Here is a 10,201-nt window from a genome sequence, read left to right on the forward strand (position 1 = left end):
GCGGCAAGGCGGTGCAGGCCTACAAGGATCTCAATCGCGTTGGCACCCTGTCGGGCAGTGGGCGCGAAATCGGTGCCCTGCGGGACAAGGCCAATCTGACCCTCGGTTTCGCGATGCTCAATGCCAAGAAGCCGAATCGCGCGCGCACCTATCTGCAACGCATTCACCTGAAGGGCCCGTTTTCCAACAAGGCGCTCCTGTGGGTGGGCTGGGCGGACGCGGCCGATGGCAACTATGACCAGGCCCTCGTGCCGTGGAGCATGTTGCGCAAGCGGGATGTGACCGATGTCGCCGTGCAGGAAGCCATGTTGGCTGTTCCCTATGGCTATTCGCAATTGCAGGCCTATGGTAAATCAGCATTGCTGTACGGCGATGCCGTCAAGACATTCGAGCATGAGATTGAGCGACTGGACGATTCGATAAGCAGCATCCGGGAAGGAAAATTCCTGGCTGCCATGCTCAAGCCTGAGGCGCGACACGACCCCAACTGGCTGATCAAGCTGCGGACCCTGCCCGATGCGCCGGAGACGCGATACCTGCGGGACCTGATGAGCAGGCATGTGTTTCAGCAGTCCTATGAAAACTACCGCGACCTCAATGATCTTCATGACAACGTGGTGCAATGGCTGGGAAGTATCCCGGCCTATTTCGATCTCATTCGGCAGCGTCGTCAGTACTTCCAGCCACGTCTGGTCCAAATCGACGCGACCCTGAAGCGGGTGGATCGCCGGCTTGCGGTTCTCGGCGATCGTCGTGACCGGATGCAGTCCGACCTCAAATCCCTGATGACCCACCGCGATCCCCTGGCCCTGACCACGATGGCGGAGCACACGTGGCTCTCCCGGTTCGACCAGGTCGATGGCAAGATCGCGCGCTTGCGACCACAACAGGGTCGTTCCTATGTCGCCGGCCGCCTTGCCTTTGTCCGCGGCATCCTGGACTACCGCGTGGCGACCGCCTACGAGGACCGGCTCAGTGCCGCCTTCAAGCACCTGCGAGAACTGGATGAAGCGATGAGGCGCGCAGGAATGAACCGCCAGATCCTGGCCCGGGAACGGGCGGAGGCGGCCCTGAGCTTTCAGGGCTACGATCGCGTGCTACAGGACCTTCGTTCACGTCTGGTGTATCTCAAGACCAAGCTCGAAGGGCTGATCCAGTACCAGGGCCAGTTCATGGAACGCCGCGCGATCAGCGAACTGCAGCGTCGCAAGAGTCGCCTGAAGCGATATCGTACCAAGGCGCGCTTTGCCCTTGCCGAGAGCTACGATCGTGCCGCGCGCGCGGCCGCGCGCCCGGGAGACAAGAAATGATCCGGCTGCTGCGTTTTTCCGCTGTGCTCAGCGCCACTGCCCTCCTGACTGCGTGCGCCACGGACAATTGGCAGGGCTCGGACCGTATCGGCAGCCTGCAGGGCAAGAAGGTCCCGGTCAAGGAGCAGAAGGTCAGTGGCAGTCTCGAACACGCCATGGCGGAGTACAAGAAGTTCCTGAAGGAAACGCCGGAAACGGAAATGACCCCGGAGGCCCTGCGCCGCCTGGCGGATCTCAAGGTGGCTTCGGTGGAAGGCCTGTATGGCGATGAGGCGAACGAGCCCGGCCAGACTCCCGTGTCCTCCCCCATGGCCGGCTACAAGGACGACAAGAAAAAGGAGGCGGCCGACGCAAAGGCTCGGCAGCTTGATACCCTTGAGAAACGATCGGAAAAGATCTCTGAAATCGACGGCAAGAATAACCGCCTGAAGAATCTTCCGTCGGGCAACACGATGCAACAGAAGATGTTGCGCGACGATGCCAATTCGAAGGAAGCGATCCGGATCTATCTCAAGTTGCTGAAGAAGTATCCGGACTATGAGCGCAATGACCAGGTTATGTATCAGCTCGCGCGGGCCTATGGAATCCGTGGCGAACAGGAAAAGTCACTGGCCGTACTCGACCGGATCGTAAAGCGATATCCCTACACCCGGCTGATCACTGAAGTCCAGTTCCGTCGCGGTGAGATCCTGTTCGTGCACAGGCAATACGTGGCGGCCCAGCACGCCTATGCCGCAGTAGTGCATGCGGGCAAGGGATCGGATTTCTACGACCAGGCCCTATACAAGCACGGTTGGGCCCTATTCAAGCAGAGCAAGTACCAGCAGGCACTTGGTTCGTTCCTGAAGCTGATCGACGAGAAGGCTGCGGGGGGACGGGTTGCTATCGATCACTTCAATGAAATCGAACGCCAGCGTTTCGACGACACCCTGCGTGTGGTCAGCTTCAGCTTTTCCTATCTTGGTGGTCCCCAGGCCATTGCCGACTACTTCAAGGCCCATGGCCGCCGGTCCTATGAGGACCTGCTGTTCGCGGACCTCGGCGATCACTTTCTCGTCAAGCGCCGTTATGACGATGCGGCCAAGACTTATGCGATGTTCGTCGAACGCAATCCCCTGAGCATCCGGGCCCCCGATTTCCAGCGCAAGGTGATCGAGGTTTACGAGAAGGGCGGGTTCCCCAAACTGGTGATCCAGGCCAAGAAAGACTTCGCCCGTATTTACGATGTCAACGGAAACTATTGGAAGAGTCACGACATCAAGAAGTCCCCCAAGGTCCTGGCCTTTGTTCGCCAGAACCTGATCGATCTGGCCAAGCACTACCACGCCTTGTCGCAGAAGATGCACAGCAAGGACGACGCCAAGGAGGCGATCTCCTGGTACCGGCGCTTCCTGGCCTCGTTCCGGGCCGATCCCGAGGCGCCCCGCATGAATTTCCTCCTGGCCGAGTTGCTGTATGAACAGAAGGATTTCGCCGCAGCAGCAAAGGAGTACGAGCGCACCGCCTACCAGTATCCGGCCCACAAGAAGTCGGCCGAGGCGGGCTACAATGCAGTTCTTTCGTACGAACAGCAGATCAAGAAGGCCCCGAAGGACCAAAAGGAATCCATTACCGGCCGCTACATTTCATCGTCCCTGAAATTCGTCGACACGTACCCGACCCATCCCAAGGCGGCTGGGGTACTGGATCAGGCGGCGGTGGAGACCTACAAGCGCAAGCAGTATGCCGACGCGCGCAAGCTAGCCCGACGTGTTGTGACCCAGTTTGCCAACGCCGATCCCAAGGTTCGGCAATCGGCGTGGACCGTGGTGGCCCAGTCGGCGTTCGAGATGAAGGACTACTCGATTGCGGAAACTGGCTACGGGAATTCCCTGGAGCTGTTGCCCGCCAATTCGCAGAAGCGAAAGGACCTGACGGATCGTCTGGCGGCATCGGTGTATGAACAGGCGGCCCTGAAGAAAAAGGCCGGCAAGCTCAAGGCCGCGGCCGACGGATTTCTCCGTGTGGGCCAGCTTGCGCCGACATCTCCGATTCGCGAATCCGCCGACTTCGATGCGGCGGCGACCCTGATCAAGCTGCAGGAATGGAAGCGTGCGGCATCGGTGCTGGAATCCTTCCGCAAGCGCTATCCGTCGAGCAAGCACCAGTACGATGTCACGGAGAAACTGGCTGTGGTCTACGAGCAGGGCCGCCAGTGGCTGTCCGCGGCGCGGGAATTCGAGCGTATCGAAAAAACGACGTCGAAACCGGCCACCAAACGCGAGGCCAACCTGCGTGCGGCAGAGCTGTTCGACAAGGCCGAGGAGTCGGGGCCAGCCATCGCCGCCTATCGCAGATACCTGTCGCATTATCCGAAACCGCTATCCACGGCCATTGAGTCGCTGAATCATCTTGCTACCTTGTACAAGAAGACGGGCAAGACCGGTAGCTATCACGAGACCCTGCGGCAAATCGTGAGGGCAGACAGCCGCGCCGGCAAAGAGCGTACCGACCGCACACGCTATCTTGCGGCGCTGGCGAGTTTCGAGTTGTCCGATCCATTGGTGCAGAGGTACAAGAAGATTCGCCTGACCCTGCCGCTGAAACGCAGTCTTGCGCGCAAACAGAAGACCATGAAGGAGGCCTTGAAGGTATTCAGCGACATGCTGGACTATCACGTTGCCGACATTACGGCCGCCGCGACCTATCGCATCGCGGATCTGTATTACGACCTTTCCCGCTCCATGCTGGATTCGGAGCGCCCGCGCGGCCTGTCCAAGGTCGAGCGCGAACAATATGACATTCTGCTGGAGGAACAGGCGTATCCTTTCGAGGAGAAGGCGATCAATCTGCACAAGAAGAACCTGGACCTCTTGCGACGAGGCTTCTACAACGAATGGGTTGGCAAAAGCATTACCGAACTGGCGAAACTGGTTCCGGTGCGCTACGCACGGACGGAGCAGGGAGAAGGCTATGTTGCATCTCCGTACTAGCCTGACCGGATTCCCGTGGAAGAAAATCGCACTGCTGATTGCCGGCTTGCTGGTCCTGTCCGCCTGCGCGACGGCACCGTCAGGCGAGCCGGCGAAAGAAGGAAAGTGGAATCCACAGGATTTCGACCGTGCCGTTTCCCTGATGCAAGACGGAAAGTACAAGGATGCCGTGGCTCTGCTGGAGGGGATCGCCAAACAGAACGACCGCTTGCCAGGCGTCTATATCAACCTGGGAATTTGCTACCGCCATATGAACAAGCTGGACGATGCCGAAAAGGCATTGCAGGTAGCCATCAAGCGCGATTCGAGAAACGCGGTGGCCTACAATGAGCTGGGACTGGTCTACCGGGAACTGGGAAAATTTCCCGATGCCCGCTCTGCGTACGAGAAGAGTATCGCCCGGCGGTCCCGCTATACCAAGGCGCATCTGAATCTGGCGATCCTCTGCGACCTGTATACCGCTGACAATGCCTGCGCATTGAAGGAATACCTACGGTATCAGAAGCTGACTGCAGGCAAAGACGACGAGGTGGGGAAATGGATCGTTGATCTTCGTCGCCGGATGGGCAAGCCGGTGAAGCCAAAGACCGCGGAGGTGAAGAAATGATTCGAACGCGAGCTATAATTGCTCTGGTAATGCTGAGCCTGGTCAGTGCGCCACCGGTCATGGCGAAAAAGAAAAAGAAGGACAAGGTGGTAGAGCTGGGCGGCATGTCGATTATCGGCAACCGGGAGTTGCCAAAGTCGCTGTATATTGTCCCATGGAAAGAATCCGAGGTGGGCGACGACAACGATTTGTCGCGCAGCCTCCTGGACGAACGGCTGAACGCTGTGGACCCGGAGGAGTTCAAGCGGCAGCTGGACTACTACGAGCAGAGTCAGAGTCACTGACGGAGCGGCACGCCGCCCGTTGACCGGTTTTTACAGAGGAGCGAGTCATGGATATTTTCTTCGGCATCATCCGCTTTTTCCAGACAGGCGGGGCGTTCATGTATCCGATCCTGATCGTGTTCGCCGCGGGCGTCGCGATTGCGATTGAGCGCTACATCACGATCACGCGGGCCAAGCGGGACAGCGCGAAAGAGTGGGAGCAGATTCAGGCCATGCTGGAGCACGGTCGCTTCGACGAGGTGCTGGCCTTTACCGATGGTTCGGAAACGCCCATCAGCAAACTGATCAGCCTGGCCCTGGGTCGGCGTGGCAGCGTACGGCGGCGTGATGATATCGAGATCGCCATGGAGGAGGGGATGATGGAAATCATCCCGACGCTGGAAAAACGGACACACTACCTGGCGCTGTATGCCAACATTGCAACCCTGCTTGGATTGTTGGGAACGATTATGGGTCTGATCGCGGCGTTCACCGCGGTGTCCAATGCGAACCCTGCGGAGAAGGCCGATCTGCTGTCCGCCAGTATCGCGGTGGCCATGAATACGACCGCTTTTGGTCTGATTGCGGGTATCCCCCTGCTGCTGATCCATGCGGTGCTCACCACCAAGACCACGGAGGTGGTGGACAGCCTGGAAATGGCATCGGTGAAGACCCTGAATCTGATCGGCGAAGTCGGCAAGCGGAGCTAGTACTGTGCCCAAGAGAGGTCACGGCCGGCGGAACAAAGAGGTCCCCGAGCTCAACATCACGGCATTTCTCAACCTGATGGTGGTGCTGGTCCCGTTTCTGTTGATCACGGCGGCGTTTTCCCAGATCACTATCCTGCAGCTGAATCTGCCGGCAGCGGCCAGCGCGAGCCAGGCCCACAAGCGAAAGATCAAGCTGGAAGTCGTGATCCGTCCCAATCGTCTGGAGATTGGCGACGGCTACCGCATGATCAAACGTATACGGAATACGGCCGATGGCTACGATATTGCAACCCTGTCCAAGATTCTGCTCGAACTGAAAAAGCGTTTCCCCAACAAACGCAATGCCACCGTACTCGTGGAACCCGAGATCCAATACGACGTATTGGTGAAGGTCATGGATGCGGTGGGATCGGCCGAAGTCGTGAATGACCTGAAGGCGGAAAACGTCGAGTTGTTTCCCGAGATTTCCATCGGTGACGCGCCGAAATCGCGCAAGGGCTAGACGATGGCCAAGAACACGCGACGAATCAATCGAATGGGAAGGACGGCGCGGCGCGCGAAGCGCACTCCAGGCATGAATCTCGTGTCCCTCATGGACATATTTACAATTCTTGTTTTCTTCTTGCTGGTTAACTCGGCCAACACGCAGAACCTGCCCAGTCCGGAGCAGGTGAAGCTTCCGGAATCCGTTTCCCAGAAGCAGCCGGAGGAAACCACCGTGGTCATGGTGACCAATACAGACATCCTGGTGCAGGGCAAGATTGTTGCGAGCCGGGACGAAGTGGCCGCTTCGAGGGCGATCCTGATTGCGCCCGTGCGGGACGAACTGCTCAGGGTTTCCTCCCACGCGCTGGGGATCAGCAGCAAGTCCAGGGCGGCTCACAAGGAGGTCACCATCATGGGAGACCGGGAGATCCCCTTTAAGTTGCTGAAGAAGATTATGACTTCGTGCACCGCGGCCGGCTTCGAAACCATCAATCTTGCGGTGATTCAGAAGGCGTCGCAAACGAAGAAGAAGGAATCCTCCTGAGTCGTGACCGTACGTGAAGCAAAACCGATGTCGGCGACGGACAAGGCCTTTGCGGAGATGCAGGAGGCCGACAAGCACCTGCGTGAACTTGACAGGAAACTGCAAGGCCTGGAAAAGGGCGCGCCCCGTATCGATGCACTGACCCGGGTGCGCGATGCCCTGAAGGAATTGCGCGAAGTCGGCGGCGAGGACCCGGTGCTGGGCGGCAAGCTGGGCACGGAAACCTACAAGGAAATCCTGGAGCGTATTGGCGGCGAAGCCGATCGCTATGTCGAGGAGCGCAACCGGCTGCGCAAGGAGAGAGCGGATGCGGCCGCGATATCGGCCCGCGCAACCCAGGCCTACGACAAGGCGCGGCAGAAGGCGGACGAGGAGGAGAAGAAGCGCCGCAAGGAAGCCCTCGAAGCCTATCGGCGCGAAGTCATTGCCAAGGGCTTTCAGGCGAAAGAGGGTGACATCTTCTATCGTCCCATGGGAGTTCCGTGGGGCGGAAAGACGGATGACGATCGACGTTATCGCCGCATCAGTCTGATGGTTGCACTCTTGACCCTCTTGCTTGCCGTAGGCGTCAGCTGGGTGGTTTTGCCGCAGATTGAAGTCAAGGAAACACCGATTCCCAAGCGTCTGGCGAAGCTGCTGGTAGAGCGCGAGAAGAAACCGCCGCCGCAACCGGTCCAACCGAAACAGCAGACCCTTACGCCGCAGCAACAGGCCGCCGCGCCGCGGAATGCCAAGGAACGCCGTGCACGCGAGAAGGTGAAGAACACGGGCCTTCTGGCCATGAGTGATACACTCAATGCCCTGAAGCAAACCAACTTCGACAAGAAGCTGGGCAGCCAGGCTCGCTTTAGCACCTCGGGCCGAAATGCCCATGAAGCCCAACGGTCGATCATCACGTCCAATGTCAGCTCCGGCAGCGGCGGGATTGCCACCGGTGGCCTGAGCCGGGATGTGGGCGGCGGTGGTCTGGGCAATGTGCAGACCTCCAAGGTGCACAGTTCCCTTGCCGACCAATTGGCCGCGGCGGCGGACCGCCGCGTTGTCGGCACGGCAAGGGCCTCACGTACGGACGAGGAAATCCAGATTGTCTTCGACCGCAATAAAAGTGCCTTATATGCGCTGTACAACCGCGAGCTTCGGGTCAATCCCTCGCTTCAGGGGAAGGTGGTACTCAAGCTCACCATCGCCCCGTCGGGGCGGGTGACCATGTGCAAGGTCGTTTCCAGCAGCCTTGATTCGCCGGAACTGGAGCGGAAGATCGCCCAGCGGGTGAAACTGTTCAATTTCGGCGCAAAGAAGGTCGATGCTGTAACGATTACCTACCCCATCGATTTCCTGCCTGCCTAGGCATTTTCACTGGAAAATCATGAATCACTCGCGCATCGTGGGGTGGCTATCCGGCATTGCCTGACAAAAACGGCAGAAAAATGCGTTTTCGGCGGCCAGAATAGGCGGACTGTCGGATCGTAAGCCCGCGCAAATCCCTGGCGTTTATACTTTTTTCTTAATACTGGTTTCAGGTTTGCCTGCGCCACGCGGCGGCACGTAGGGTCTGCGCGTGGCGAGAATAGATTTGCTTTCGCCAAGGAACAAAAAACTGGCTTCCAATCGGGTGCATTTTCCGGTGTGGGCGCTCCGGCCCGCGCCTGCGCGGCGCAAGAACGGCGGCCGCCAAAACCTGCGAGGCGCGGCGGCGCTTCGCGTGTTTTTCGGCTTTGTGTTTGCCCTGGGGCTGGCCCTTTTCCATCCCGGCACGGCGCGCGCGAATTGCGCTACGGACCCGACGACCTTCAATGTCATCTCCCAGGACACTGGCAACAGCTACTGCGTTCTGTGTGGCGTCGGCACGGTCGACACGATCCTCACCAACAGAGACAGCCAGGCCCTCACGAACATCTCGGTCACGGAAGACCTGACAGGTTCCGGCCTGGAATACGTGCCGGGATCGGTGACCGTGGTGGGCTACACCGGCCCTCCCTTCACCCTCACCGAATCGATCTCGGGTTCCTCGGTAACCTTCAACGGGCTGCCGGAACTCGCCGGTGCGCCCAACGCGGCGAACCCTACCGTCTATATCGTTCGATTCAGCGTACGCGCCGTGAGTTCGGGCACCGACGAAGCTCTGGTCGGCGCAAGCCGGCAAATCAACGCGTCGGTGTCATTCGATTTTCTACATTGCGACGGCGTGACCCTGTGGCCGCGGACTACGGACACGACCGGTCCCGATCTGATCTCCCTACGCGAACCCATCCCGGTGCTTAGCAAGGACGGGCGCAACTACGATGCGAACCAGGGCGGCTTCGCCACGACGGTCTACGGTCACACCAACGACGACATCATCTGGCGCATCGGTATTCAGAATATTGGCCAGGCAGGCATGGAGGACGTCACCTTCGATGACCTCATGACCTCGGGCAATATGACGGTCAGCTATGCCTGCCCCGACCCGGGTTCGGCCAACGATGTGGCCCTCAACAATGGAACGCCATCTGCAGGTAGTCCGTGCGTACCCGCCAGCAATTCGATCACGACCTTTGAAGTCAACGATCCCTTCGGCAATCCCGGTGGAGACGAACCGGGGGCCTATGTCGACGTCTCCGCCGGAAATATCGCCTACGTCTACCTCGTAGGCAGGATCACCAGCTCGTGCAGCAACCAGACCAATACCGTATCCAACCTGCAGTGGGGTTGTGAGGTGGACAATCCGCCTGCCGGCGGCATTACCACTACATCGACCGACTCCGGGAGCAGCACGCCTGCAGCGGCCGCCGCCACCATGAGCACGGTCGTCGACAACGCCAACCTGCAGGTGACCCGCCAGATCACCGGTATCAGCGGCGGCGCCCTGGGAACCCGCGGCTTCGTCACGCTGACGATCAACAACAACAGCGGTGGCACGGTGAAAGATATCCACCTGGTGGATACCCTGCCGGCGAACTACGTGGTAGATCCCACGTATATCCCGACCATCAATCCGACCTACGCCTATGGGGCGACCTACGACGGGGCGGTGGATACCGTGACCTGGACCAACCCGGCGGGTGGGCCCGGCTCGATCGGTGTACCACCTTCCAACGCAGCAGACTTTCTCGCCAACACGGCGCCGAGTTTTGATCTCACAAGCACGACCAGCCAGGACAGCGATTCCAATTTCAGCAACATGATACGCAACGGCGATTCGATCCAGATCCGGTTCCGAATCGTCATGATCAATACGAACTACTACGACAAGGTCGCCAATCTCAATGTCTTTCCCGAAGATCCTGCCAGTACGCCGCCGTCTACGGATCCGAACCTGGTTCCCGCGAG

The 10,201-nt window shown here is 59.2% G+C and carries 9 protein-coding genes; all 9 read left to right on the plus strand.

All coding sequences use genetic code 11. From position 1 onward, the window contains the following. A partial coding sequence (locus tag P8X48_10015; GenBank protein MEJ2107646.1) for a hypothetical protein occupies positions 1-1,310 on the plus strand: 1,310 nt, incomplete at its 5' end. Next, positions 1,307-4,282, plus strand: coding sequence for a tetratricopeptide repeat protein (locus P8X48_10020; protein ID MEJ2107647.1), 2,976 nt, complete (start codon positions 1,307-1,309; stop codon positions 4,280-4,282). The genes P8X48_10015 and P8X48_10020, both read left to right, overlap by 4 nt. Next, on the plus strand, positions 4,266-4,889 hold the full coding sequence (locus tag P8X48_10025; protein ID MEJ2107648.1) for a tetratricopeptide repeat protein: 624 nt from the start codon (positions 4,266-4,268) through the stop codon (positions 4,887-4,889). The genes P8X48_10020 and P8X48_10025 overlap by 17 nt, the downstream gene beginning before the upstream one ends. Next, on the plus strand, positions 4,886-5,173 hold the full coding sequence (locus P8X48_10030; GenBank protein MEJ2107649.1) for a hypothetical protein: 288 nt from the start codon (positions 4,886-4,888) through the stop codon (positions 5,171-5,173). Before P8X48_10025 ends, P8X48_10030 begins: the two co-directional genes overlap by 4 nt. 47 nt (positions 5,174-5,220) lie before the next feature. After that, positions 5,221-5,862 carry a MotA/TolQ/ExbB proton channel family protein gene (locus tag P8X48_10035; GenBank protein ID MEJ2107650.1) on the plus strand — a complete coding sequence of 214 codons (642 nt, stop codon included), beginning with the start codon at positions 5,221-5,223 and terminating at the stop codon, positions 5,860-5,862. 4 nt (positions 5,863-5,866) lie between these two features. Continuing rightward, complete coding sequence (locus P8X48_10040) at positions 5,867-6,364, plus strand: biopolymer transporter ExbD (GenBank protein MEJ2107651.1); 498 nt, start codon at positions 5,867-5,869, stop codon at positions 6,362-6,364. Between the two features lie 3 nt (positions 6,365-6,367). Further along, positions 6,368-6,892, plus strand: a complete 525-nt coding sequence (locus P8X48_10045) for a biopolymer transporter ExbD (GenBank protein ID MEJ2107652.1) — start codon at positions 6,368-6,370, stop codon at positions 6,890-6,892. A gap of 3 nt (positions 6,893-6,895) precedes the next feature. Continuing rightward, a complete protein-coding gene (locus tag P8X48_10050; protein MEJ2107653.1) occupies positions 6,896-8,239 on the plus strand; it encodes an AgmX/PglI C-terminal domain-containing protein in 1,344 nt (447 codons plus the stop codon). Between the two features lie 355 nt (positions 8,240-8,594). Next, a partial coding sequence (locus P8X48_10055) for a hypothetical protein (GenBank protein MEJ2107654.1) occupies positions 8,595-10,201 on the plus strand: 1,607 nt, incomplete at its 3' end.

The sequence above is a fragment of the Acidiferrobacteraceae bacterium genome, from assembly GCA_037388825.1.
Lineage (GTDB): Bacteria > Pseudomonadota > Gammaproteobacteria > Acidiferrobacterales > JAJDNE01 > JARRJV01.